22 protein-coding genes are annotated in these 24,479 nt (G+C 31.7%); 9 read left to right on the forward strand and 13 right to left on the reverse strand.

Annotated features, from left to right (window positions below; genetic code table 11):
* Positions 1 to 119 precede the first annotated feature (119 nt).
* The 4 genes from rpmB to ftsY all read left to right on the forward strand — a co-directional run bounded on the left by rpmB (position 120) and on the right by ftsY (position 1,956).
* Positions 120 to 359, forward strand: coding sequence for a 50S ribosomal protein L28 (gene rpmB, locus LCI24_RS15460; protein WP_047790661.1), 240 nt, complete (start codon positions 120 to 122; stop codon positions 357 to 359).
* Between the two features lie 27 nt (positions 360 to 386).
* A complete protein-coding gene (rpmG, locus tag LCI24_RS15465) occupies positions 387 to 569 on the forward strand; it encodes a 50S ribosomal protein L33 (RefSeq protein ID WP_013070733.1) in 183 nt (60 codons plus the stop codon).
* A 28-nt stretch (positions 570 to 597) separates the two neighbouring features.
* Positions 598 to 750 (forward strand): DUF4295 domain-containing protein, encoded by a 153-nt coding sequence (locus tag LCI24_RS15470; protein WP_274641185.1) that lies wholly within the window; start codon positions 598 to 600, stop codon positions 748 to 750.
* A 252-nt stretch (positions 751 to 1,002) separates the two neighbouring features.
* Positions 1,003 to 1,956 carry a signal recognition particle-docking protein FtsY gene (gene ftsY, locus LCI24_RS15475; RefSeq protein ID WP_274641186.1) on the forward strand — a complete coding sequence of 318 codons (954 nt, stop codon included), beginning with the start codon at positions 1,003 to 1,005 and terminating at the stop codon, positions 1,954 to 1,956.
* A 67-nt stretch (positions 1,957 to 2,023) separates the two neighbouring features.
* On the opposite strand, the gene LCI24_RS15480 is transcribed toward ftsY, so the two are convergent.
* Positions 2,024 to 2,623: a nitroreductase family protein gene (locus LCI24_RS15480; protein WP_274641187.1), complete on the reverse strand. Its 600-nt coding sequence runs from the start codon at positions 2,621 to 2,623 to the stop codon at positions 2,024 to 2,026.
* Between the two features lie 96 nt (positions 2,624 to 2,719).
* Here LCI24_RS15480 and LCI24_RS15485 point away from each other — a divergent pair, with 96 nt between their 5' ends.
* A complete protein-coding gene (locus LCI24_RS15485) occupies positions 2,720 to 3,076 on the forward strand; it encodes a winged helix-turn-helix transcriptional regulator (protein ID WP_274641188.1) in 357 nt (118 codons plus the stop codon).
* Positions 3,077 to 3,187: 111 nt separating this feature from the next.
* Positions 3,188 to 4,834 (forward strand): amidase family protein, encoded by a 1,647-nt coding sequence (locus LCI24_RS15490; protein WP_274641189.1) that lies wholly within the window; start codon positions 3,188 to 3,190, stop codon positions 4,832 to 4,834.
* A 45-nt stretch (positions 4,835 to 4,879) separates the two neighbouring features.
* Here the strand turns inward: LCI24_RS15490 and LCI24_RS15495 are convergent, their stop codons facing one another.
* Positions 4,880 to 5,983: an SMP-30/gluconolactonase/LRE family protein gene (locus LCI24_RS15495; protein ID WP_274641190.1), complete on the reverse strand. Its 1,104-nt coding sequence runs from the start codon at positions 5,981 to 5,983 to the stop codon at positions 4,880 to 4,882.
* A 66-nt stretch (positions 5,984 to 6,049) separates the two neighbouring features.
* On the reverse strand, positions 6,050 to 6,625 hold the full coding sequence (locus LCI24_RS15500; RefSeq protein WP_274641191.1) for a Crp/Fnr family transcriptional regulator: 576 nt from the start codon (positions 6,623 to 6,625) through the stop codon (positions 6,050 to 6,052).
* Positions 6,626 to 6,753: 128 nt separating this feature from the next.
* On the opposite strand from LCI24_RS15500, the gene rimO reads away from it, so the two are divergent.
* Both rimO and LCI24_RS15510 read left to right on the forward strand, forming a co-directional pair.
* Complete coding sequence (rimO, locus tag LCI24_RS15505; RefSeq protein ID WP_274641192.1) at positions 6,754 to 8,106, forward strand: 30S ribosomal protein S12 methylthiotransferase RimO; 1,353 nt, start codon at positions 6,754 to 6,756, stop codon at positions 8,104 to 8,106.
* Positions 8,107 to 8,150: 44 nt separating this feature from the next.
* A complete protein-coding gene (locus LCI24_RS15510) occupies positions 8,151 to 8,909 on the forward strand; it encodes a Dph6-related ATP pyrophosphatase (RefSeq protein ID WP_274641193.1) in 759 nt (252 codons plus the stop codon).
* Here LCI24_RS15510 and LCI24_RS15515 read toward each other — a convergent pair.
* The 6 genes from LCI24_RS15515 to LCI24_RS15540 all read right to left on the reverse strand — a co-directional run bounded on the left by LCI24_RS15515 (position 8,898) and on the right by LCI24_RS15540 (position 14,534).
* Positions 8,898 to 9,281, reverse strand: coding sequence for a DUF6122 family protein (locus LCI24_RS15515; protein ID WP_274641194.1), 384 nt, complete (start codon positions 9,279 to 9,281; stop codon positions 8,898 to 8,900). The two genes, LCI24_RS15510 and LCI24_RS15515, sit on opposite strands and share 12 nt — an antisense overlap.
* An 11-nt stretch (positions 9,282 to 9,292) precedes the next feature.
* Positions 9,293 to 9,853, reverse strand: coding sequence for a PAS domain-containing protein (locus LCI24_RS15520; protein ID WP_274641195.1), 561 nt, complete (start codon positions 9,851 to 9,853; stop codon positions 9,293 to 9,295).
* A gap of 31 nt (positions 9,854 to 9,884) precedes the next feature.
* Positions 9,885 to 10,649, reverse strand: a complete 765-nt coding sequence (locus LCI24_RS15525; RefSeq protein ID WP_274641196.1) for a TIGR02757 family protein — start codon at positions 10,647 to 10,649, stop codon at positions 9,885 to 9,887.
* 1 nt (position 10,650) lies between these two features.
* Positions 10,651 to 11,202, reverse strand: coding sequence for a CPBP family intramembrane glutamic endopeptidase (locus LCI24_RS15530; RefSeq protein ID WP_274641197.1), 552 nt, complete (start codon positions 11,200 to 11,202; stop codon positions 10,651 to 10,653).
* 45 nt (positions 11,203 to 11,247) lie between these two features.
* Complete coding sequence (locus LCI24_RS15535) at positions 11,248 to 11,910, reverse strand: ABC transporter ATP-binding protein (RefSeq protein ID WP_274641198.1); 663 nt, start codon at positions 11,908 to 11,910, stop codon at positions 11,248 to 11,250.
* Positions 11,911 to 11,999: 89 nt separating this feature from the next.
* On the reverse strand, positions 12,000 to 14,534 hold the full coding sequence (locus tag LCI24_RS15540; protein WP_274641199.1) for a DUF5916 domain-containing protein: 2,535 nt from the start codon (positions 14,532 to 14,534) through the stop codon (positions 12,000 to 12,002).
* Positions 14,535 to 14,777: 243 nt separating this feature from the next.
* On the opposite strand from LCI24_RS15540, the gene sucC reads away from it, so the two are divergent.
* Positions 14,778 to 15,974, forward strand: a complete 1,197-nt coding sequence (sucC, locus tag LCI24_RS15545) for an ADP-forming succinate--CoA ligase subunit beta (protein ID WP_099216529.1) — start codon at positions 14,778 to 14,780, stop codon at positions 15,972 to 15,974.
* Between the two features lie 213 nt (positions 15,975 to 16,187).
* On the opposite strand, the gene LCI24_RS15550 is transcribed toward sucC, so the two are convergent.
* From LCI24_RS15550 to LCI24_RS15565, 4 genes are all read right to left on the reverse strand, one after another.
* Positions 16,188 to 16,832 (reverse strand): histidine kinase, encoded by a 645-nt coding sequence (locus tag LCI24_RS15550; protein ID WP_274641200.1) that lies wholly within the window; start codon positions 16,830 to 16,832, stop codon positions 16,188 to 16,190.
* A gap of 208 nt (positions 16,833 to 17,040) precedes the next feature.
* On the reverse strand, positions 17,041 to 19,029 hold the full coding sequence (gene uvrB, locus LCI24_RS15555; RefSeq protein ID WP_274641201.1) for an excinuclease ABC subunit UvrB: 1,989 nt from the start codon (positions 19,027 to 19,029) through the stop codon (positions 17,041 to 17,043).
* A gap of 37 nt (positions 19,030 to 19,066) precedes the next feature.
* Positions 19,067 to 21,799 (reverse strand): T9SS type B sorting domain-containing protein, encoded by a 2,733-nt coding sequence (locus tag LCI24_RS15560; RefSeq protein WP_274641202.1) that lies wholly within the window; start codon positions 21,797 to 21,799, stop codon positions 19,067 to 19,069.
* A gap of 58 nt (positions 21,800 to 21,857) precedes the next feature.
* Positions 21,858 to 24,470 carry a T9SS type B sorting domain-containing protein gene (locus LCI24_RS15565; protein WP_274641203.1) on the reverse strand — a complete coding sequence of 871 codons (2,613 nt, stop codon included), beginning with the start codon at positions 24,468 to 24,470 and terminating at the stop codon, positions 21,858 to 21,860.
* Positions 24,471 to 24,479 lie beyond the last annotated feature (9 nt).

A 24,479-nucleotide genomic window follows, 5' to 3' on the forward strand; every position in this document is an offset into this window, starting at 1 on the left:
ACCTAGTTTTGAAAAGATTAAAATTAATTAAAAATTTAATCGAGAATATTTTTGTGCAGTAAATTAAAATGCATAAATTTGCACCTCGTTTAGAAATAACACTAAAAACTGTCAAGAAGATGTCTAGAGTTTGTGAATTAACAGGAAAAAAAGCGATGGTAGGTAACAATGTATCTCACGCTTTAAATAGAACTAAAAGAAGATTTAACGCTAATTTAATGACTAAGCGTTTCTATATTCCAGAAGAAGATAAATGGGTAACTTTAAAAGTATCTGCTTCTGCATTAAAAAATATTAATAAAAAAGGAATCTCTGCGGTTATTAAAGAAGCTAGAGAAAAAGGTTTCTTAACTAAATAATTCCTTACTAGATAAAATTTTAGAGAGATGGCAAAAAAAGGAAACAGAGTTCAAGTAATTTTAGAGTGTACTGAGCATAAAGCTTCTGGTCAACCAGGAACTTCTCGTTATATTACAACAAAGAACAAAAAAAATACTCCTGATAGAATGGAATTAAAGAAATTTAATCCAATCTTAAAGAAGATGACAGTTCATAAAGAAATTAAATAATAAGCTACGGCGTAAACTTTAATATAAAATGGCAAAGAAATCAGTAGCATCGTTACAAACAGGTTCGAAAAGATTAACCAAAGCTATCAAAATGGTAAAGTCTCCTAAATCTGGAGCTTACACTTTTGTTGAAGCTATTATGGATCCAACACAAGTAAGCGACTTTTTAGCAAAAAAGTAATTCTTGTATACAGTTTAAAGAAAAGCTACTTTCATTAGAGAGTAGCTTTTTTATATTTACACGTTTGTATTAACAACACAAGTATAAGTTGGGCATTACCCCTAGCGGGTCGGGCTTTCGGCAGTCGCTTCCCGAAGTATCGGGAGAGCTTCAACAAATGCCTCAATCCCTAACGCAAGAGTAATGACAATTTGACCGTATTAATAAAACGGTATAGTTTTTAACCTATGTAAGCGATTATAAAATTTAAGAATGAGTTTTTTTAAGAAAATCTTCTCGAAAGAGAAAAAGGAAACCTTAGATAAGGGGTTAGAAAAAACCAAAACAAGTTTTTTCTCTAAATTATCAAAAGCAGTTGCAGGAAAAGCAAAGGTTGATGATGATGTATTAGATAATTTAGAAGAAGTATTGGTATCGTCAGATGTAGGTGTAGAAACTACCTTAAAAATTATTGATAGAATTGAAGAGCGTGTATCTAAAGATAAGTATTTAGGTACAGATGAGTTAAACCAAATCTTACGTGAAGAAATAGCAGGTTTGTTATCTGAAACAAATACTGGTGATGAAACCGATTTTACCATACCGGCTAATAAAAAACCATATGTTTTGATGGTTGTAGGAGTAAATGGAGTAGGAAAAACAACAACCATTGGTAAGCTAGCTTCACAGTTTAAAAAGAAAGGCTTAAAAGTGGTTTTAGGAGCAGCTGATACGTTTAGAGCAGCAGCAATAGACCAGTTACAAGTTTGGGCAGATAGAACAGACGTACCAATTGTACGTCAAGAAATGGGCTCAGACCCAGCCTCTGTAGCTTTTGATACTGTTCAGTCAGGAGTTAACCAAGATGCAGATGTAATCATTATTGATACAGCAGGACGTTTACATAACAAAGTAAACCTTATGAATGAGCTAACAAAAATAAAGCGTGTAATGCAAAAAGTAATACCAGATGCACCACACGATGTATTGTTAGTATTAGATGGTTCAACAGGGCAAAATGCTTTTGAACAAGCAAAACAATTTACTAAAGCAACCGAAGTTACTTCATTGGCAGTAACAAAATTAGACGGAACAGCAAAAGGAGGAGTGGTAATTGGTATTTCAGATCAATTCCAAATTCCAGTTAAATATATCGGAGTAGGAGAAGGTATTGATGATTTACAAGTGTTTAATAAACACGAATTTGTAGATTCTTTCTTTAAGTAATATTATTCCAGAAAAGACAGGAAACAATAATAGAAAAAAACTCCCAATTTGGGAGTTTTTTTATTTTTTAAATTGTCTCAATAACCTTATCAAGAGTTAATCTCGATTTAGGTTTTCTATCAGGTTGGTTAGAGTCTTCTTCATCTCTATAGCCTATAGCTACAGCAACAAGAGTGGAATAACCTTCGTTATTCAAAATTTTGTCATAATTTTCAGGTTCAATACCTTCCATTGGAGTAGCATCAATTCCCATTTCAGCACAAGCACTTAAAAAGACTCCTAAAGCTAAATAAACCTGCTTATCAAACCAAGCTTTAATCTCTTCTTCAGGTTTTGGTTTTATAAACTCTTTATAGTAGTTTACAGCTCCTTCTGGTAGTTCTTCCTCAATTTGTTTTTCAAATAATGCTACGTCATTAATTCTGTTAAACACCACAACAGTATCGCTTTCAAGAACCTTACTAGTGTTTAGCCAAGATACCTCTGAAAGTTGTTGCTTAGTATCAGCATCAGAAACAAAAATAAATTTCCAAGGTTGACTATTTATTGATGAAGGACTTAGTTGTAAAACCAGTTGCAACTCTTTAATTTTTTCTGATTCAATTTTTTTTGAAGCATTGTATTTTTTGGTAGTATAACGTTGTTGCATTGATGTTATAAAGCTCATATTCTATTTTTTTAATTAAACTATAAAAATTATAGTAGCAAAAGTAATTATAGTATTTTATCTTTGCAATAACGGTCAAAAAGGATAGTATAAGTTATGGAGGTACAAACATCTAAAACACTTAAATTTAAAGGAAAAGAGTTTCCTTGTTGCACAAGTCTTACCATGGGGATTATTGGAGGGAAATGGAAAACTGTCATTCTTTTTCATTTAATAAAAGGAACACTTCGTTATAGTGAATTAAGAAAAGAAATTCCAATGGTTACAGAACGAACGCTCAGCTTGCAGTTAAAATCGTTGGAAGAGGACGGAGTAATTAAAAGAAAGGTGTACACATCAAAACCTCCTTTAAAAGTAGAATATTCTTTAACTGATTTAGGAAAAACATTGATTCCAGTAGTGCAATCTATTGCAGATTGGGGAGATTTTGTAGTAAACAACTACTCCAAGTAAAAATTAGTAAACCGCAAGCTATTTGAATTCATATACGGGAAAGCTTCTTTTTAGGGTAAAAGTAACTTTTCGTTTTTTATAATTACATTTGATAATCAAATACTTGACTCCATGAAAAAAATACTACTATTACTATTAATTACTTTATTTATTAATTCATGCAAGCAAACATCCAGTAAATTGTACTTTAAAAAGTATGATGAATCTTCAGAAATAGAAGCACAGCAAGAGCATGAAAAGAAGAGAATGCAGTTTAAGCTGCTACAGTCTAATTTTTTAGATTTAAATAAAGAATTTAAACCTTTTGAAAAGGAGTTATCAAAATTTTCAGAAGAAGAATATCAACAACTAAAACCATTAATTTTAGAAAAAGATATTCCAACTATTCAAAAAAGCATAACAAATAAAAAACTCACCTACGAAAAACTAACATTATTCTATTTATATAGAATTCGAAAATATGAAAGTGATAGTACAAAGTATTTGAATGCAATAATATCATTAAATCCAAAAGTTTTAGAAGAAGCGAGAGCAAAAGATAAAGAGGCTAAAGAGGTTAATGAATATTCGCTTAGTGGAATTCCTATTCTAATAAAAGATAATATTGATGCAGAAGGAATGATAACTACAGCAGGAGCAGTAGCCTTACAAAACAATTTAACCGATAGCGATGCTTTTATTGTTAAAAAATTAAAAGAAGCAGGAGCGTTGATTTTAGGAAAAGTAAACTTAAGTGAATGGGCATATTTCTTTTGTGAAGATTGCCCGTTAGGTTATAGCGCTACAGGAGGGCAAACCTTAAATCCTTATGGAAGAAAAATTTTTGAAACAGGAGGCTCAAGCTCAGGAAGTGGAGTTTCAGTAGCAGCTAACTATGCAGTAGCTGCTGTAGGTACAGAAACCGCTGGGTCTATAACTTCACCATCAAGTCAGAACTCAGTGGTTGGATTAAAACCAACAATTGGTGTTTTAAGTCGATCAGGAATTGTTCCGATTTCAAGTACGTTAGATACACCAGGACCGATGACTAAAAGCATAGTAGATAATGCTATTTTATTTGAAGCAATGCTTGGGAAAGACAACGAAGATGCTGCTTCTTTAGAAATAGAAGATTTTAAACCTAAAGAATTGCTTAATGAAAGCTACACAATTAAAGGAAAAAGAATAGGAGTACTAAAACCTATATTAACAGATTCTATCTATAAAGCAAGTGTAGAAAAGTTACAAGAAGCTGGTGCAGAAATTATAGAGATAACTCCACCAGAAATTTCATTTGATGGATTTATTACGCTGCTAAATATAGATATGAAACATGATTTACCTAAATACCTATCTACTTATGCAAACAAAGAGCTAACAGTAAAAGGTATAGAAGATGTAGTTGCATACAACAAAAAAGATTTTATTAAAAGAGCTCCTTACGGACAACAGCTATTTGAAGGAATAGTAAAAGACACAACAACTTTAGCACAGTTAGAAGTCGTAAAAGATAGTTTGAATTTTAATGGTAAAAAGTTTTTACAAGATTTAAAAACGCAAAATTTAGATGCTATTCTATCTATTAATAATTATCATTCTGGTATTGCAGCAGTAGCGAAGTATCCGACATTAACAGTTCCTATGGGATATAAAAACTCAGGAGAACCTGTTAGTTTAACGTTTATAGGGAAGCCTTTTACTGAAAAAGAATTATTGCAGCTAGGATATACATTTGAACAACTAACGAAAGTAAGAAAGACTCCAGTTGATTATCATTAATTGACAATATATAAAATAAAAACTCCCAATTCGGGAGTTTTTATTTTAATCTTCTAATTTGTATTTTCCAATATGACCAGACACATCTCCGCCGAGATAAAGATATCCCTCATGCTCTTCAACAGAACTAGCTTCCGACACAACTTTACCAGTTGTGTCATAATAAGTTTTTAAAATCTCTCCATCAGCACTCAAATGCATAATCATTCCATAGCGAGCTACTTTAGGTTGTAAAAATAGAGGAAGACCATAAACTAACTTTTTTACAAGAGGTTTAGAATGTATTTCATCTAAAGAAGAATCTCTTTTAGTTGAAAAACCAAGCCAAAAGCTACCATCGACTCTTCTAGAGATTCCATTAGGAAAACCAGGTAGGTTGTCTAGAAAAACATCAGTTGTTCCTTTATTACTACCTTTTAACCAGTATCTAAGAATTCTATATTTAGCTAAATCTACCATTAAAACAAAGTCATCATTTTGAGAAACAGCAACTCCGTTTCCAAAATAAGTGCCATCTATGAGTGTTTTTACTTCTTTAGTTTTAGGATTGTAACTATAAAGACCTCCATCGGGTTTCGCTTCCATTAACAATTTCCAAATATGGGTTCTGCTAAAAGGAAGTTTTGAAGAAGTATTGGTAAAATAAATAATTCCATCTGAAGCAATGTCTACATCATTGGGAATAAGAAATTTATTTCCGTGTTCATCTTCGCTTGCTAAAGTTGTGATTTTTCCATTTTTGTCAACACTAATCAACCCTCTTTTTAAGTCGCAAGCAATTAGATTTTGATTGCTGTCAAAATGTAAACCAGCAACCCAAGATTCAGTATTACAAAACACAGAAACTTTTCCCGATGTGTCAATTTTTAAAATTCTACCATCTGAAAAATCTGTTTCAGAAATGTGTACCCCACAATATAAGTTTCCTTGTTTGTCTACGGCAATATCCTCAGGCCCATACCAACCGTCTAAATTGATGTGTTGGGTTGAGCTTAAAAGCTCATTTTCAAGAAGCGCGCCTACTAACTTAGGAGGTGTGGGAGGAGACCAAGCTTCTGGATTAATTGAACATGATTTAAAAGTAACACTGGTTATAAAAATGAGTAAGATTAATAGTGTAGCGTATCTTACTAATGATGCAATTTTCATTGTATTTATTTTTTGATTTATAAAAACAAAGAAAATGAGGGAAAACTATTTTTATCTTGACAAATGTTAGGAAATGACAACCTCTTTTCGAATTCTGCTTAGCGATTCAGCAGCTATACCAAGAAAACTAGCAATTTGATATTGAGGAGCTCTCAAAACAATTTTTTTATCGTAATTTATAATAAAATCTAGATACTTTTTCTTAGCCGATTTTGTTTGCATAGTTAGAGCTCTTTGTTGTGCGCAAAGGTGATTTCGCTCAGCTAAAACTCTACCAAATTTCTCGAAATTAGGAGATTCTTTATATAATTGAGTTAAACTATCAAAAGAAATTTTATAAACTACGCTATCTTCAATGGCCTCTAGAAACTCAAGAGAAGGAGTTTGGTATATAAAACTATCAAAAATTGTTATAAACTGTTTATCACAAGAAAAATAGGTTGTAAACTCTTTACCTTCTATATTTTTAAATGTTCTAAAAAAACCAGATTCAATAAAGTATAAATCCTTCGCTTTTCTCCCTTCTTTAATAACTAATGTTTTTGCTTTGTATTCTTTTCTTTCTAATCGATTATAAAATACTTGAAATTCATTTTCAGTAAGTCCAATTAAGTCATGTAGCAATCTTTTGAGTTCGTTCATTTTTTAATATAAAGTTCAATTAACAGCGAAGTTATCTAAAGTAAGGCTAAGAATCAAACTAATTTTTAAGGGTTTAAAGTTAAAGAAGTTCAATTAAAACGTATCTTTGCACACCGAATTTTTATAGTATGCGTACCAAAACAACAAAACAAAACAAAATTAACGTAGTTACTTTAGGTTGCTCAAAAAACGTTTACGATAGTGAAGTGTTAATGGGGCAGCTAAAAGCCAATGGTAAAGAAGTGGTTCATGAAGATGAAAATGACGATGGTAATATTGTAGTAATTAATACATGTGGTTTTATCGGTAAAGCCAAAGAAGAAAGTGTAGAAACTATTTTACACTACGCACAGAAGAAAGAAGAAGGTGAAGTAGATAAAGTGTTTGTTACCGGTTGTTTAAGTGAGCGTTACAAACCAGATTTAGAAGCTGAAATAACGAATGTAGATCAGTATTTTGGTACTCACGATTTACCAAACTTATTAAAAGTTTTAGAAGCTGATTATAAGCATGAGTTAATCGGTGAGCGTTTAACTACAACTCCAGAGCACTATGCCTATTTAAAAATTGCAGAAGGTTGCGATCGTCCGTGTTCGTTTTGTGCCATTCCGTTAATGCGTGGTAAACATAAATCTACTCCAATAGAAGATTTGGTTACCGAAGCTACAAAGTTGGCGGAAAAAGGTATCAAGGAAATCATGTTAATAGCACAAGATTTAACTTATTACGGATTAGATATCTATAAAAAGCGTGCTTTAGCAGATTTATTAAAAGAATTGGCAAAAGTTGATGGAATTGAATGGATTCGTTTACACTATGCCTTTCCAACTGGTTTTCCAATGGATGTGTTAGAAGTAATGAAGGATGAGCCAAAAGTTTGTAATTATTTAGACATTCCATTACAGCATATCAATACGGAGATTTTAAAATCGATGAAGCGTGGTACAACGCATGAAAAAACGACTTCATTGATTCACAAATTCCGAGAAGCAGTGCCAAATATGGCAATTCGTACAACGTTAATTGTTGGATATCCAGGAGAAACTGAAGAACAGTTTCAAGAATTGAAAGATTGGGTAGAAGAGATGCGTTTTGAGCGTTTAGGTGCTTTTGAATATTCGCATGAAGAAAATACTGGAGCGTATGTTTTAGAAGATGATGTTCCTGCTGATGTAAAGTTCAGACGTGTAAACGAAATTATGGAAGTACAGTCTCAAATTTCTTGGGAATTGAATCAAGAGAAAATAGGAAAGACGTTCAAATGTTTATTCGATAGAAAAGATGGAGAATACTATTACGGACGTACTGAGTTTGATTCTCCAGATGTAGATAATGATGTAATTGTGGATGCTCGCGAGCATTATATCAAATTAGGAGAATTTATAGATGTTGAAATTTTTGATGCTGGTGATTTTGATTTACACGGAAAACCAGTAGTAAAACAAGAAAGGCCAGTTCCTTTAAATCAAAAGAAGAAATAAAATCAAACCTGCTAAAAGCAGGTTTTTTTATGCATATTTGCTGTATGAAAAAAGCTTATTTTAACTGGAGTTCTGGAAAAGACTCTTCATTAGCATTATACAAAATATTACAGCAAAAAGAATACGATGTGCAAAAGTTGATAACGAATGTAAATCAAGACTATCAACGTGTTTCAATGCATGGTTTGCATGAAGATTTGTTAGATGCACAGGCTGAAAGTATTGGAATCCCTTTAGAAAAAATATATTTTCCCGCTGAAGTTACAATGGATTTGTACAATCAGAGAATGAAGGAGAAAACGGCTGAGTTAAAAGATGCAGGGCTTGTAAATGGTATTTTTGGAGATATTTTTTTAGAGGATTTAAGAGCTTATCGTGATTCGAAACTGCAAGAAGTAGGAATTACAGGTGTGTATCCGTTATGGAAACAAGATACAAAGGAATTGCTTCGCGAGTTTTTAGCTTTAGGTTTTAAAACGATTACTGTATGTGTCAATGCAAAATTGTTAGGAGAAGAGTTTGTAGGGAGAGTTATTGATGAAGACTTTATCAATGAGCTTCCTGAAGGAGTAGATGTTTGCGGAGAAAATGGTGAGTTTCATACCTTTTGTTATGACGGACCTATTTTTAAGAAACCAATAGAATTTGAAATAGGAGAGAAGGTGTTGAAATCGTATACTTTGCATAAAAGTGAAGATGACAATTGTTATCAAGATTCAAAGAAAACTAAGAAAACAGAGGAAAGCACCACTAAAAACTATGATAGAAGTTTTTGGTACTGTGATTTACTGTTAAAAAAGTAATTTGCTTATTGGTTCTAATAAATTTTTTGCTGGGGAATTTTCTAAGCAAGAGCTACAGGCGTTATACATAAATAAACAATCGATAAAATCGGTTAGCATGTGTAGTAGTAACCCTAAACCGATAATGTTATAAGGTCTTTTTAAAAAAAGTAAGATAATATAAATTCCAATAGTATAGTAAGAGTGGAGTATATGAAAACCAAAACTACATCTGTTAGGGTCAAATACAGGACTTGCTAATAAGTGATCTACATCTACCAACATGGTAGCAAGTAGTAATAGCGCAATTTTTTTCCAGTTATTTTTAAAAAATAGATAGGCTATAATTACAGGGAAACCAAAATGTAAAAAGTAGTGAATAAATGTTTGCATTTGCTTAAAGCTTAAACCACTTCTTTTTCTAAAGCTAAAAAATGTGTGATTTCCGAGTTGTTATTGTTATGTAGTGGAATTATGTATAGTTCACATTTATAGGTAGATTTATCTTTTCTGTAATTAATGATTACATCTTTAAATGGTTTTCCTTTTAAAAGTTTTGTTTGAATCCTTTTTCTAGTAGTTTCCTTTGTTTTTTCTCCTTGTAAAAAGCGTGGGGTTTTGTTTAATGCAAATTCTTTTTTGTAGCCCGTCATTTTGGTAAAACCATCACTTACCCAAATTATTTTCTTTTGTATATCGGTAAGAACTAACGATTCATAATCGTTTTCTTTTATAATAGATGTAATGTTATTTTTCCAGTTGAAGCTTTTTGAAAATGTTTTTATAAGTTTTAAGTCACTGTATAGTTCTTTTTCAATAAATAAGTCTTGAATTCCCCAACTTAAAAGATTTATACTTTTTTTAGATGAAGGATTAAGGTCATCAGCAATTTTAATGTATTCTTCTTTGTCTAAATTTGATACATAAATATCTAAAGACATCATTTTATCAAAACTATTTTTCATACCTACTAAATAACTACTTTTTTTAGTAAAACTAAAATTTTTCAAAAACCCCCAGACCAAATAAGGCAAAATCATATTTAACAGGGTCTTTTTTATCAAACTTTCTTAAAGTAACATCAAGTTCTTGAATGGCTTTCCAATCGTTTTGTTTTCTAGTAAGAATTTTTAATTTTCGAGCAATATTTCCTGTATGTACATCTAGCGGACAGTGTAAATGCGCTGGTGAGTGTGTTTTCCAAATACCTAAATCGACTCCAGTTGTATTATCACGAACCATCCAACGTAAAAACATGTTAATTCTTTTGGATGCAGAACCTTTTAAGGGGTCAGAAACATGTTTTAAAGTTCTTGATTGGTGTGGAATTTCAAAAAATACTTGTTTAAAGTTATGAATAGCATGCTGATAATTATCGGCATTATCTTTTGGTTGTAACACAGCTTCTAATCCACCATGATTTTGGTAGATGTTTTTTAACGATTGAACAAAGAGCTTAAAATCATCAGCATTAAACGTTCGGTGTACAAAACCGTCAAAATTAGCTAAATCTTCTTCAGAATGATTGAGAACAAAATCGTACGGAGAATTTCCCATTAAATCCATCATTTTATGGGAGTTGTTAATAATCATTTTACGGTTTCCCCAAGCAATAGTTGCAGCTAAAAAACCAGCGATTTCAATATCTTCTTTTACCAAAAATTGATGTGGAATTTGAATGGGGTCACTATCAATAAAATCTGGATTATTGTATTGTATTACTTTTTCGTCTAAAAATTCTTTGAGCTCCTTTTTGTTCATTTTATGCTAAATCTCCTGCAAAACTAAGCAAAACAAAGAAAGCATTATAACAAGCGTGTAATAAGATACTCCATTGTAAACCAAAACGAACCCTGATAAACCCTAAATAACCACCTAATATAGTTTGTGGAGCTACTAGTATTGGTGCTAATAAAAGTACGTTGATGGTAACATTAAAGTTAGTTAAATGTACCAAACCAAAAAGTAGCGCAAATACATAAAAGGCTACTTTAAAAGTTTTTTTACCATGAAATAAGGTGATTGGTGCTCTAAAAAATAACTCTTCAAATAAAGGAGCTAAAATGATTGTAAGAAAAGCAATAAACCATTTGGTATGCGCTTTTAGTAATTCTTCCATAGCATGTTCATTCATGTTTATCAAACCTAATTCTTGAACAAGAAGAAAAAGAGGTGATAATATTGCACCTGTAATAATGCTTATGAAAAGGAGGTGAAAGAATTTTTGAAACCGATATGAAATATCTTGGTTGGTATCTTCTTCTAAAACAGGATTTTTTAAATAAGTAACAAGTTCTTGAAAAGTTTCTTTCATGGGAGTGATTTATTAATTAGTAGTAAGAAACTTTAAATAGTTACATTATTCAACAATAATTCCGTCTTTCATTGTAAGCGTTCTATCAGCCATTTTTGCTAATTCTTTGTTATGTGTAACTAATACAAACGTTTGTCCAAACTCATCACGTAATTTAAAAAACAATTCATGTAAGTTTTTTGCTGAGGTAGAATCAAGGTTTCCTGAAGGTTCGTCAGCAAAAATAACAGAAGGTTCATTAATTAAAGCTCTGGCAACAGCAACACGTTGTTGCTCTCCTCCAGAAAGCTCGTTAGGTTTATGATTTTCTCTATGCGATAATTCTAAAAAGGCTAGTAATTCTTTGGCTCTTTTTTCGGTTTCAGTTTTTCCTTTTCCTCCTATAAATGCAGGAATACAAACGTTTTCTAAGGCTGTAAATTCTGGTAATAACTGATGAAATTGAAAAATGAATCCGATGTGTTTATTTCGGAACGCAGAAACTTTTGTGTCGTTTAAATCTTTGATAGAAACACCATCTACCAATAATTCGTAGCTCTGATCTTTTAATGGTTTATCTAAGGTTCCTAAAATTTGCAGTAAGGTTGTTTTTCCTGCTCCTGAAGGACCAACAATAGCTACAATTTCTCCTTTTTTTATATGAAGATCAACACCTTTTAATATTTCTACCTCTCCGTAATGTTTGTGGATGTTTTTAGCAACAATCATAGTATTATTTTCTAAGTAACGAAAGTATAAAAAAGAAATCAGATAAGCTTTAATGCTTATCTGATTTCAAACAATACATAAACGTGTATTTAAATTATGTTTTTAATGTTGTTGTAATCGATAAAATAAACTAATCGAACTGAAAATCTATGCTGCATACTTTGATCAAAAAGTTTTGAGATGTTGTTTTTAAAATCAATGTTTGCAGGAGCAAAATCATGATCTGGCCTTATAGAATTTCTGTAGAAAAAGATTAATTGGCTACCTAGAGCAAATTGCCATTGATAGTTTAGATCTAAGTTCCAACTATTAAAGTTTTTATCGTGCTCTCCTTGGTAATTATTCTTTGTAAGTTCTCCGTTATCTTCATTTAAACTAAAATACTTTCCTTGATATGGAACTTTACTCCAGTTATGTCTAAATGATAATGATACTGCAGATTTTGTACTAAAGGTATATTTTCCTGTTAAAGAATTGTCGTATGTAGCCCAATCTCGTTGACCAAAAATAATATGATCTTTTAATGGTGCTAAAGAAGGTTTTTCTTGCACATCGTCTTCACTAACTTTTGTAACATATCCTTGATCGTTATTCGTTTTTCCATATCTGAAACCATAAATTAAAGAAAATTTGTTGGTAAAACGGTATCTAGGTGAAAATCTAAAGCCATAGTCTTCTTTAGGGTTGTCATTATAAAAGGTATAATACCAATTATAATCTATTGCAAACTTTTTTCTATAATCGGTAGATCCCCAATGGTTCACATTCAGCCTTTCAGGTCTGTTAAAGTAGATGCCACTTGTTGTTCCTTCTCTTGGTTCAAAAAAGTCTTTTCGTTCAGTGCTATAATTTAAGTTTCCTCCAAAGCTGAATCGGTTTTTGGTATCAGCCCAAAAAGATAGGCCAGCATTGGTACCAACATAAGTTCCTGGGTTATGCAAAAAGTTAAAGTTATAGTATATGTTGGCTCCGTAATTATTAAATATTCCTTTAGGTTTTAACAAACGATAACCAACAAAACCGTAAATGGTTTGTTCATTATTACTAAAAAGAATCCCCATATCATTAGGGTTGTAGTCTTTGTTTTCAAAATTGTATCCAATTTCTCCACGCCAATTTCCAGATTGTTTACCTATACTGGTATCAAAAGCGTATCCTGTATTAGGGTTGTCTTCATCATCAGAAATATTACTCATTTTAAAGCTACCATCTATGTTATACTTACTTTCTTTGTCTTCAACATGCCAAATCAATCCAGTAACATTTGCATCTCTAAATCTTCCATCACGAGTTACATTGGTATTGATTAAGGTTATCGCAGAGTTTTGATTAAACTGCTGATCTAGTACCATAATATTGTAGTTAGAAAACGGGTTTACTGTAGTTTTATAGGTACTAACATTACTAATAGTGTCTAATCCGTTAATTGTTTGCTCAGTTCTTTCAACAGTAGCTTCTGTTTTTTCGGTAATAGCGTTAAAAAAACCTACACCTAAACCTCCTTTAGTTCTTCCAGATATTTTTATGGCGTTTAGCATTTGAACTTTATCAGGAACATTTATAACTTCATCGTTTACTTTTTTTCCATCAGTAAATTCTTCATCATCTCTTCGTTCACCAGAAAATTGATCTATTGGTCTTCCTCCAATTCTTCTTGAATAAAATAAGCGCCCCTTACTAAATAGTTCAGTTCCTTCAGTAAAAAACTGGCGTTGTTCTGTAAATTGTTGTTCAAAAGGACCAAGGTTTAAGGTAACATTATCAAAACCTACTTGGCTAAAATCTGGAATTAAAGTAGCATCTAAGGTAAAGTTTTCTGTAATTCCATATTTTACATCCATACCTACACTCCAATCAAAATCGGTATTACCATCTTTAGTGGTAGTAGTTGCCGATGCGTATGGATAAAAGTTTAATCGAGTAGGAGGTTTTATGTTGGTGAAGTTTTCATATAAACCATCATATTGTGTCCAGTTTCCTTGTTGGTTATCAATATGATTCCATGTAAATTGAGCATTTAAATTCAATGCTTTTCTGTGGAAGTTAATTCCCCATGATTGAACTGGAACATTGGCAAAACGTAAAGCTCTGTAAGGAACCTTCATTTCTACAACCCAAGAGTCTTCATTAATACTAAAATCGCTATCCCATACAGCACTCCAGTTAAAATCTTCATTTCCGTTTGATACTTTTGAGTCTGCTTGCGCACCAGAACTGGTTACAATAAATTCAAAAGGATTTTGTCCATCATCGTTAGGGTTAATGGTTATTAAAAAGAAATCACTGTTACCAATGTTGTCTCTGTTAGTAAACTCAGCAGGTATTTTAGATGGTTCTGGGTCGTACATTTTAGCGCTGATGTAAATAGCATTATCATCGTACACTAATTTTACTACTGTTTTATGGGTGTCAGGTTCTGCTTTTCCGTTATCAGGACGCATCATTACAAAGTCTTTTGCGGCAGGAACATTTTTCCAGGCAGCATCGTCTAATTTTCCGTCAATTTTTGGAGGTGAATCTACACGTATTACGTCTAGTTTTTTTCTATTTTGGTTAATTGTTTGGGCATTTGTAACTCCTATAAAGAAGAAACAGGTTGTAATAAATGCTAAAACTTTAAGCATAGTTGATTGAGATATAGTATTAGTTGTTGGGCTAAATTATTATGATTAGGATAAATAAATCACAAAATCATGTTAATTACGGTAAAGACCTGTTAAAAAAAAGAATGTGACACGTTGAAATGTTAAAAAAATGCAAAAATGAAAATTATAATAAAATTGATTTTAATCATAAATTAAAGTACAATTTATAAGGTATTATAAATTGAATTTGTATTTTTGTTCGACTTTAAAAATTCATATCTAATGAACTTACACGAATATCAAGGTAAAGAAATATTAAGCAGTTTTGGCGTTCGTATTCAACGTGGAATTGTTGCAAATACTCCAGAAGAAGCTGTTGAAGCAGCGAAGAAATTAACAGAAGAAACAGGTACTGGTTGGCATGTAATCAAAGCTCAAGTACACGCAGGTGGTCGTGGAAAAGGTGGTGGTGTTAAGTTAGCTAAAAACTTAGATGAGGTAAAAAGTATTGCTGATGACATTTTAGGAATGATGTTAGTAACTCCTCAAACTTCGGCAGAAGGTAAGTTAGTTAACCAAGTGTTAATTGCTGAGGATGTATATTATCCTGGTGATAGTGAGCCAGATGAATTTTATATGTCAGTTTTATTAAACCGTGCTACAGGTAGAAACATGATTATGTACTCTACTGAAGGAGGTATGGATATTGAAACTGTGGCAGAAGAAACTCCACACTTAATTTTTACAGAAGAAATTGATCCAGGAACAGGATTATTACCTTTCCAAGCTCGTAAAATTGCTTTTAACTTAGGTTTAAGCGGTGGGGCTTTAAAAGAAATGGTAAAGTTTGTTACTGCTTTATATACAGCATACATCAAGTCTGATTCTTCGATGTTTGAAATTAACCCAGTATTAAAAACATCTGATGATAAAATTATGGCAGTAGATGCTAAAGTATCGTTAGATGAGAATGCATTATACCGTCATAAAGATTATGCAGCAATGCGTGATTTACGTGAAGAAAACCCAATTGAGGTAGAAGCTAAAGCTGCAGGATTAAACTATGTAGATTTAGATGGTAACGTTGGATGTATGGTAAACGGAGCTGGTTTAGCAATGGGAACTATGGATTTAATTAAGCAAGCAGGTGGTGATCCAGCTAACTTCTTAGATGTTGGTGGTACTGCAGATGCACAACGTGTTGAAACAGCTTTCGGAATTATTTTAAAAGATCCTAATGTAAAAGCTATCTTAGTAAACATTTTTGGAGGAATCGTTCGTTGTGACCGTGTTGCTCAAGGTGTTGTAGATGCTTATAAAAATATGGGAGATAAAATTAATGTGCCTATTATTTGTCGTTTACAAGGAACAAACGCTAAAGAAGCAAAAGAATTAATTGACAACAGCGGAATGGAAATTATCTCAGCTACTGAGTTCCAAGAAGCTGCTGATAAAGTAGGAGAAGTTTTAAGCGCTTAAAACTTTTTTTAATTAATTCTTAGTAATATATTTAAAAAAACCTCACTGTTACAGTGAGGTTTTTTTGTTTCACTATTGGTTAGAGTATCCTTCGTTTTAATGATTGATATAGTTCGGTAACGAATTTAGTTTTTCTTTAAAAAAAAACAATTTCATTTCGCATTTGGGCAGCAACTAAAAAAGTTTAAAACTCTTGTAGCTTCTATTAATTGTTTAATTTGTTTTATTTACTATTTCATTAATAACTTGGTCTAATTCGTCTGTTGCTTCAAATAAATAGCTTAAACATTTATTTTTTTCTTCAGCAGACATCGATGCGTTATTTTGTATAGCATTTGAGATTCCTAGTATAGTAGCAATTGGTTTTCGTACTTCATGAGATTGTTTCCAAGCAATTTCTCGTAATCTGTTATTTTGAGATACTATTTTATTATAAGAGGGTTTTATAATCAATTGAAACTCTACAAAAATTATAATTATAGTTATAAGAGCTAATACGATTTCTATTATGACAATATTTGAAAGTTTTTGATCTGTTATTTCTGTTAAATCAACAACAATACTTTCCATTAAAGGTAAAAACTCATCGACATTTTTATTTATAAGTATTAATGAAGCATTGTTTAGATTTCCTTTTCTAATAATAGAATCGGTGTTGTTAATTATTTTAAGTCCAGTATTTAATTTTGAATATGTATCTCTATTAGTAATTTTTGAAGTTTTTAAGTCTTCACTTCCATTCATGATAGCTAATTGAGCAGTTTTCCAATTATTTAAAGTTGAAATTAACTGATCACGATTGTCATTTTGTAAGATAACATTTCGAAAAGAAAGTTGATTAATACGTTGGCTTAACATTCTTTGTTTACCACCGATATCTATTAAATGAGAGTCATTTTTTTTTATCAAAAAGAAAATATTGTATAATAGCTTGATTAATTAATATAGTTCCAAGCATTATTGCCATTAATGTAAAGTATCGTATTTTATTTTTCATAAATTACACCAAACAGTTTTTGGCTTTTTACAATGTTTTTGAATTATTATGATAATAAATACTTGTAAATTACAAATTTTCTTTCAAAACTTCAATCTCATCACGTAATTGTGCTGCAACTAAAAAGTCTAAAGCTTTGGCAGCTTCTTCCATTTGCTTACGTTTGGTACGAATACGTTTTTCTATTTCTTGCTTAGGTAGGTATTCCAACTCTTGTTCGGCAGCTTTTTGCGCCACATTATCATAATGATAGGAGGTAATTGCATTTTTAGAAAGCGTATTGTCTATCTTTTTATTGATCTGTGTTGGAGTAATTCCATGAGCAGTATTGTAATTAATTTGCTTTTCACGTCTGCGATTGGTCTCATCAATAGTGAGTTGCATGCTATTCGTAATTTTGTCCGCATACATAATTGCCTTACCATTTACGTTACGTGCAGCACGACCTACGGTTTGTGTTAACGAACGGTGTGAACGTAAAAAACCTTCTTTGTCAGCGTCTAAAATAGCAACTAAGGAAACTTCTGGTAAGTCTAATCCTTCACGAAGTAGATTTACTCCAATCAATACATCAAACAATCCTTTACGTAAATCTTGCATAATTTCTACGCGTTCTAAGGTGTCTACATCCGAATGTATATAACGGCAACGTACTTGAATTCTAGTTAAGTATTTAGCTAATTCTTCAGCCATACGTTTTGTTAAGGTAGTAACCAAAGTACGTTCGTCTTTTTCTACACGTACTTGAATTTCTTCAATTAAATCATCAATTTGATTTAAACTCGGACGGATTTCAATTTCAGGATCTAATAGTCCTGTTGGTCTAATAACTTGTTCTACAAATAAACCTTCGGTTTTTTGTAATTCATAATCTGCTGGTGTTGCAGAAACGTAGATTACTTGGTTTTGTAAAGTTTCGAACTCTTCAAACTTTAATGGACGGTTATCCATTGCAGCAGGTAAACGGAATCCGTATTCTACCAAGTTTTCTTTTCGACTTCTATCTCCGCCATACATCGCGTGAACTTGTGGTACGGTAACATGACTTTCATCAATCACCATCAAGTAGTCATCAGGAAAATAATCTAACAAACAGAAAGGACGGGTACCTGCTTCTCGTCCGTCTAAGTAACGAGAATAATTTTCAATTCCAGAACAATAGCCTAACTCACGAATCATCTCTAAGTCAAACTCAGTACGCTCTTGTAAACGTTTTGCTTCTAAATGTTTTCCAATTTCTTTAAAATAATCTACCTGTTTTACCATGTCCTCCTGAATTTGATGAATGGCGTTTTGTAGTATATCTGGAGAGGTTACAAAAAGGTTTGCAGGATAAATATTGAGTTTTTCTAATCGGGTAATAACTTCGTTAGTTTCAATATCGAAGGTTTCTATCTCTTCTATTTCATCTCCAAAGAAGTGAACTCTATATCCGTTATCTCCATAAGATGGATAAATTGTAACTACATCACCTTTTACTTTAAACGTTCCGCTTTTTACTTCAACTTCAGTACGTGCATATAAACTTGTTACTAAGCGATGTAAAAATTTGGTACGAGAAATTTGTTGATCAACTTCAATGGTGATGACATTTTTTTTGAACTCAGTCGGATTTCCAATACCATACAAACAAGATACCGAGGCTACTACTAACACATCTCGACGTCCTGAAAGTAGGGAAGAAGAGGTGCTAATTCGTAAACGTTCTATTTCATCATTTATGGATAAATCTTTCTCAATATACGTTCCTGTTACAGGAATATAAGCTTCCGGTTGGTAGTAATCATAATATGAAACGAAATACTCTACAGCATTGTTTGGGAAGAACTGCTTGAACTCAGAATACAATTGAGCAGCTAAGGTTTTGTTATGAGCCAATACTAATGTTGGACGGTTAACTTCAGCTACAACATTGGCAACTGAAAACGTTTTACCAGACCCTGTAACACCCAAAAGTGTTTGGTACTTTTCATCAGCTAAAATTCCGTTAGCTAATTGTTTAATTGCTTGAGGTTGATCACCTGTAGGTTTAAATTCTGAGTTTAATTCAAAGTTCATTCAACAAAAATACGGATAGTTATTTATGTGATGAATTTTAATTTCTTCTGAGTGTAAAATGCCCTTTTTTATCAATTACATTATCGTTAAGATCTTTTAGTTTGGCATGGAACCAGTAGTCGTTAGAAGGAAGTTTAATATTGTTATAAGTTCCATCCCAGCCAAATTCCGAGTTATTATCGTTTATGACGTATAGAATTTTACCAAAGCGATTAAATATTTTAATATCTATTTCTTTAAAGAAATTAGAGCTTACTCCATAAACTTTCCAATAATCGTTAAATCCATCAGCATTGGGAGTTAAAAACTTAGGATAGCCAATTATGCTAGCAGAGGTTTTAGTAGGGCTTTCGCACTTGTTAAGATCTCTTATGTAAATAGTGGCAATACCAGGTTGTACATTGTTAAAAGAGTGAGAAGTCCCACTTCCAACATAAGTAGTATCATCTAAAGAAAATTCATAACTACTATCACCATCAATACTAATATAAACACTGTTGTCGGTTTCGCTTTGAACATTTACTTCAACGTTTAAAACATTAGGAGGGGGAGGGTAGTTAACGGTAAAGTTTTTAGAGCTTGAACATTCTATGCCATTTACTGTTTTGTATACGGTTAAAGAAAATTCACCTTCTCTGGTTAAAGGGAAATTGTTACCGGTACTAATAATTGTATTACTGTTTTCATCTTTCCATTCAAAACGATCGCTAGATGAGTCAGCATTTAATATGATAGCGGGGTGATCTGAGGGACTAATACAAATAGTATAATTATCCTGTAAATTAATTTGAGGATGGTTAACAATTAAATCAATAGGAGATATACCAGAGCATCCGTTTTCATTTTCAATTTTTACCCAAATAGTAGTAGAAGGAGAATTAAATCTAATCGGCAGTTTATTAGTCGATTTTTGAGCATCATCAAAGGTTGCATAAAAAGCCAACTTATCAGCGCTAGATAGTGCTAATTCATTAATAATTTGATCCCTTTTTTTTCGTAAATCAAAATCACCATTATTAGCCTCACTACCTGAATCTTTGCAACTAACAATAGGAGAAATCGGAATAGAAGGCTTGAATAAAGCTTCAATTACAAAACTTTCAATATTAACACAGCTATTGCTATTTATTGCTTTAGTAAAAATAGTTTGTGGGTTACTTTCGTTATTGAAATTTTCAGGATTAGAAATTTCGTTAGTTTCATTTTCTGCGTCCTGTCTACTTCTATAGAATTTATAACTTAACGTATTGTCATTAGAAATTATTTCGCTTATATTATTTAGATTAAATAAACTTATTCCATCATTATCATTATCACATTGTATCAGTTTTTGATCATTTATTAATTTAGGAAGAGAGTAAACTATAATTTCCTTAAAAAAAGTTGTATTCCCAGAGTTTAAAATTACATTACAAGTAACTATATATTTACCTGGCTTAGTATACTTGTGTATAGGGGTTAATTTTGCTGAAGTAGTTCCATCTCCAAAATCCCAATCAGCGGAAAGAATAGTGTCATAAGCGTCTAAATTAAATTCAAAAATATCAGAAACACATTTATTATCTGAAATAATTCTATTTCTAAAATAAGACTGAATAAAATTAGGAAGACCGTAGTATGAGAAACCATTTTCTAAGTTTATAGCATCATGTCTATAATCACAAGCTTCTCCTTGTTTATCGGGTTGATTAATAATACCTAAAGTTTTTTTAGGGTATGTTTCAAAACCTATATAATACCCATTTTCATCAAAAAGATTTTTGTTCTCTACTTGTGCTATATAAATTTTTCCGTCTGATCCTAATTGAGCAGAAGCACTTGATCTATTAGGGGAGGTATTAAAAACGGAGACTCCAATATGATCTTCTCTAGGATCTTCTAGATCCATTTGCATAATAGTATAGTACCTGCCAGCATTACCGGAAAATAAAGAAGGGTAGTATAAGAATTTTGAATTAGGAGAAAAAGCTAAACCGTTGGAACTATATCCTTCAGTAAAATTTAGTTGTAAATTTAGATATTTAAATCTAGAAAGAGTCCCTGAAGTATTGTTGAAATTATATATGTAAATAAAAGTATTGGTTGATAAAGCAACTTTACTTCCATCCGGAGAAGCTTTCATTTCTCCAATGTTAAAAATAGGAGCTATTTCATTTAATCTACTTTTTACAGGAGAAATAATGCCTTTTTCGGTTACTTTAAAAGCAAAAAAGATATTATCAGGCCCTCCATATGAATCAGTTCCATAAGTAATAACCCAAATGTCTTTTCCATTTTTGTGGTGTACAGCAGTAATTCTTTGAGCTGTAGAGTTTTCTAACCGTAAATTTTTTCTTATTACTTTGCCTAAAGGGTAAGTATTGGATATTTCTATCTCAGAATAATAAATTCCAGGAAAAAATAAAGGTGTATCAGTCTTAGTTTTTCTAGTTGAAAAAATATAATAAATATTACTATTATTAGGTTTAGGAATTATTATAGTAGGCTGAACTAATTCTGGTTCTCCGGCCAAACCATCTCCATTTTCCATTATTTGGTGTTCTTTATTCCAAATGGTTTGCCCATTTGTATAAAAAAGTAGGTCTCCTTGACTATTTGAAATACTTGAAGATCCGGTTTTAGTAGTCATTTGACTATTGTTAGTAACATCAACAATTCCTGAATTAAAGGATATTCCCGCTTTATCTCCAAAAAACCAGTTATCAGTTTCTCTTTGAGAAAAACATGAAAAAGAATAAATAAATAAATAAATGAATATTAACTTGTTCATAGCTAGTTAATTTTAGTAAACAGCTAATTTACAAAAAAATATACTTAATTTTTTGTAATTATTTTCTCAATAAAGAAAAATGCCCTGTCTTTTTTCGGGTTCTACCATTTTTATCAATTAATTTAGCATTGTACCAATAATCGTTTGAAGGTAGAATAGTACCATTGTAAAGCCCATTCCATCCAGAGTTGTTTTTATTTGTAATTTCATTAATTAGTTTTCCAAAACGATTAAAAATTTGAACTTTAACAACATCATAATAATCGTTATCAATCCCTAAAACTTTCCAAGTATCGAAATGTCCGTCTCCGTTAGGAGTAAAGTGACGTTGAAAATATATGGTAGAAATTTTATCAGAAGTAACGACACCACAACCATTTCTATCTCTAATTGAAATGGTGTTTAGTCCTGGAGGAATATCCGTAAAAGTATATGAGAGGTTTTTAGTGCCTTTCACAAAATCACTAAGATCGATACTGTTTAAAGCATACTCATAGTCGCCTATTCCGTCTATTACAATATCAATTTTATTGTTAAGAGGGGTATCTTGATCATCGACAGATTGTATGTTAACAATTAATGCGTGATTCGATTCTTTTACAAAAAAGGTATTATACCCCATACAATCTTCAGAGATATTAGGGTGACTTCTATAAGCTTCAACTTTGTATTCTCCTTCAGTATTAGCGTTGTGAATTGCTGATGTTTCTCCAGAGAGTAAACTATCATTTAAATACCATTTGTAATTGTCTGCAGGGTTTCCAGTATAGGCATTTAAAGGAACTGTATGTGGTTGAGGGCTAGGTCTTGGGTTGTCGATACATAAAATGATATCGTTTAAATTGCCTTGAGGTATAGGAAGATTTTCAACATGTAGATTAAATTTTCCTACACTTTCACAAGCATTATTGGTTTTGGATATAATTCTTACAAATATTTCTGAATCATTAGTAAATAAATCGTCGTCGTATGGAGGTAGAATTTTATTTATTTGTAAAGAAGCGTCGCTAGCTGTTTTGTAAAATTCAATAGAATGTGTAGCGGTTGTTAAAGCTCCATTAGATTTAGTAATAATATCACTTCTTTTTGTATCAAAATCAAAAAAAGCATTTTGACTGCCTATACTTTGGATAGCATTAGGATTTGAGGCATTAATGTCTAATTCACATGAATACATATCATCAAGTGTACTTAAACCAGAAGCATTAACTGTTAAATCTAAGTTTCCTGAATTAAAGCATAGCGTTGTGTTATCTATGATTTTTACAAGTAATTTTTGATAGAAAGGGGTTATGTTAGTATAATTACTTGGAGATGTTATAGGTGAATTGTTGTTGAAGTCAGTTTGACTTTCAAAAAAAAGCACAGTTACATTTGTATTGTTATTTGATATTTCAGCTACTTTACTTTCCAAATTAAATGTCGTAATTCCGTCAGTAGGATTGCTATCAAAATCACATTGTTGATATGGCTGTATTGGAATAAAATCAGGAGTAGGATTTATCTCTAAATTAAAACTAGTAGAGGTATTTAGGCATCCGAAGTTGTTTTCTATTCTAATAAAAATTTCTTGAGAGTCTTTTTTAGTGTTAGTAAAAAAAGTGTTTTTGTTTATAGGGTTTAAATTATTTTGAGCCTCATTAAGGCTTAAATAGTAATTCACAGTATGTGTATTTGGATCTAAAGTTCCTAAAATTTCATTGTCTTTAGAAGATAGTAGAAAAGAACTGTATAAACCATCTGTGTTACTTCCACTATTGATATCGTCACAGACAATATAGTTAATAGGTTGAGTGATGTTTACATTATTATTTACGATAACATTAAAATCGGTTACAGAAAAACATTCAGAGCTTATGTTTGTTAATCGTATAAAAATTTTTTGAGGATTACTTGTGTTTTTAAAGGTATTTGGATTTGGAATAGGGTTTGTGTTAGTTTGAGCATCATTATTACTCAAATGATAGCTAATTTTAATATCTGTTTGACCATTTAATATTAGGTTGTCATTGGCAGTTAGGTCAAAACTTGTACTATTATCGAAAGTACCATCACTGTCACATTCTTGCAAATCGTACGATTGACCAATTGTCGGAGGATTGATTGTTGGAGGCTTGTTAAAAGTAGCAGTACCAGTCCAATCAATTTTAAAACTACTGCTGCCTATAGGTCTATCAATAACAAGAAAATAAGAATCATTATCATTAACGTTTAAAGAACTAACAAAACTATTACCTAGTGCACCTGGACCTTCAGAGACATCTGTTTCAGATGCTTTAATACCTGTTAGGTTATTTCCTTGGTTACTTGCTGCTGGGTTTGTAGTAGAACAGCGTATGGCTTGACCAATGTTTCCACAACTTACATTTGGGCCAAAGATAAAAAAGTCAAAATCGATGTTAATATCAGTATTATGACTGCCATCAGGATTAGTTGGAGTTAAGGTGAAGCCTAATGTTCCTCCTTGGTCAATTTTAATTTTAATCCATAAACTATTATTTTCCTGACTAGAACAGGTATTAGAACCTGAAAGTTCTTGAACACCTACCCCAGTAGCATTTAAGTTTTGAAAGCCACTATTACCACATACAACAATTGCATCAGAACAATCATTTTGAGTAAATACTGGTGCACAAGCAAATAATAAACTTAGTATGATTAACTTTTTCATAGCGTGTAA

Origin of the sequence: Tenacibaculum larymnensis (assembly GCF_028829235.1) — a bacterium.
In the GTDB taxonomy this organism is placed as follows: domain Bacteria; phylum Bacteroidota; class Bacteroidia; order Flavobacteriales; family Flavobacteriaceae; genus Polaribacter; species Polaribacter larymnensis.

Coding starts and splice junctions, on each gene's coding strand:
- rpmB (WP_047790661.1), top strand. CDS start 120: ATGTCTAGAGTTTGTGAATTAACAGGAAAAAAAGCGATGGTAGGTAAC.
- rpmG (WP_013070733.1), top strand. CDS start 387: ATGGCAAAAAAAGGAAACAGAGTTCAAGTAATTTTAGAGTGTACTGAG.
- LCI24_RS15470 (WP_274641185.1), top strand. CDS start 598: ATGGCAAAGAAATCAGTAGCATCGTTACAAACAGGTTCGAAAAGATTA.
- ftsY (WP_274641186.1), top strand. CDS start 1,003: ATGAGTTTTTTTAAGAAAATCTTCTCGAAAGAGAAAAAGGAAACCTTA.
- LCI24_RS15480 (WP_274641187.1), bottom strand. CDS start 2,623: ATGAGCTTTATAACATCAATGCAACAACGTTATACTACCAAAAAATAC.
- LCI24_RS15485 (WP_274641188.1), top strand. CDS start 2,720: ATGGAGGTACAAACATCTAAAACACTTAAATTTAAAGGAAAAGAGTTT.
- LCI24_RS15490 (WP_274641189.1), top strand. CDS start 3,188: ATGAAAAAAATACTACTATTACTATTAATTACTTTATTTATTAATTCA.
- LCI24_RS15495 (WP_274641190.1), bottom strand. CDS start 5,983: ATGAAAATTGCATCATTAGTAAGATACGCTACACTATTAATCTTACTC.
- LCI24_RS15500 (WP_274641191.1), bottom strand. CDS start 6,625: ATGAACGAACTCAAAAGATTGCTACATGACTTAATTGGACTTACTGAA.
- rimO (WP_274641192.1), top strand. CDS start 6,754: ATGCGTACCAAAACAACAAAACAAAACAAAATTAACGTAGTTACTTTA.
- LCI24_RS15510 (WP_274641193.1), top strand. CDS start 8,151: ATGAAAAAAGCTTATTTTAACTGGAGTTCTGGAAAAGACTCTTCATTA.
- LCI24_RS15515 (WP_274641194.1), bottom strand. CDS start 9,281: ATGCAAACATTTATTCACTACTTTTTACATTTTGGTTTCCCTGTAATT.
- LCI24_RS15520 (WP_274641195.1), bottom strand. CDS start 9,853: ATGAAAAATAGTTTTGATAAAATGATGTCTTTAGATATTTATGTATCA.
- LCI24_RS15525 (WP_274641196.1), bottom strand. CDS start 10,649: ATGAACAAAAAGGAGCTCAAAGAATTTTTAGACGAAAAAGTAATACAA.
- LCI24_RS15530 (WP_274641197.1), bottom strand. CDS start 11,202: ATGAAAGAAACTTTTCAAGAACTTGTTACTTATTTAAAAAATCCTGTT.
- LCI24_RS15535 (WP_274641198.1), bottom strand. CDS start 11,910: ATGATTGTTGCTAAAAACATCCACAAACATTACGGAGAGGTAGAAATA.
- LCI24_RS15540 (WP_274641199.1), bottom strand. CDS start 14,534: ATGCTTAAAGTTTTAGCATTTATTACAACCTGTTTCTTCTTTATAGGA.
- sucC (WP_099216529.1), top strand. CDS start 14,778: ATGAACTTACACGAATATCAAGGTAAAGAAATATTAAGCAGTTTTGGC.
- LCI24_RS15550 (WP_274641200.1), bottom strand. CDS start 16,832: ATGTTAAGCCAACGTATTAATCAACTTTCTTTTCGAAATGTTATCTTA.
- uvrB (WP_274641201.1), bottom strand. CDS start 19,029: ATGAACTTTGAATTAAACTCAGAATTTAAACCTACAGGTGATCAACCT.
- LCI24_RS15560 (WP_274641202.1), bottom strand. CDS start 21,799: ATGAACAAGTTAATATTCATTTATTTATTTATTTATTCTTTTTCATGT.
- LCI24_RS15565 (WP_274641203.1), bottom strand. CDS start 24,470: ATGAAAAAGTTAATCATACTAAGTTTATTATTTGCTTGTGCACCAGTA.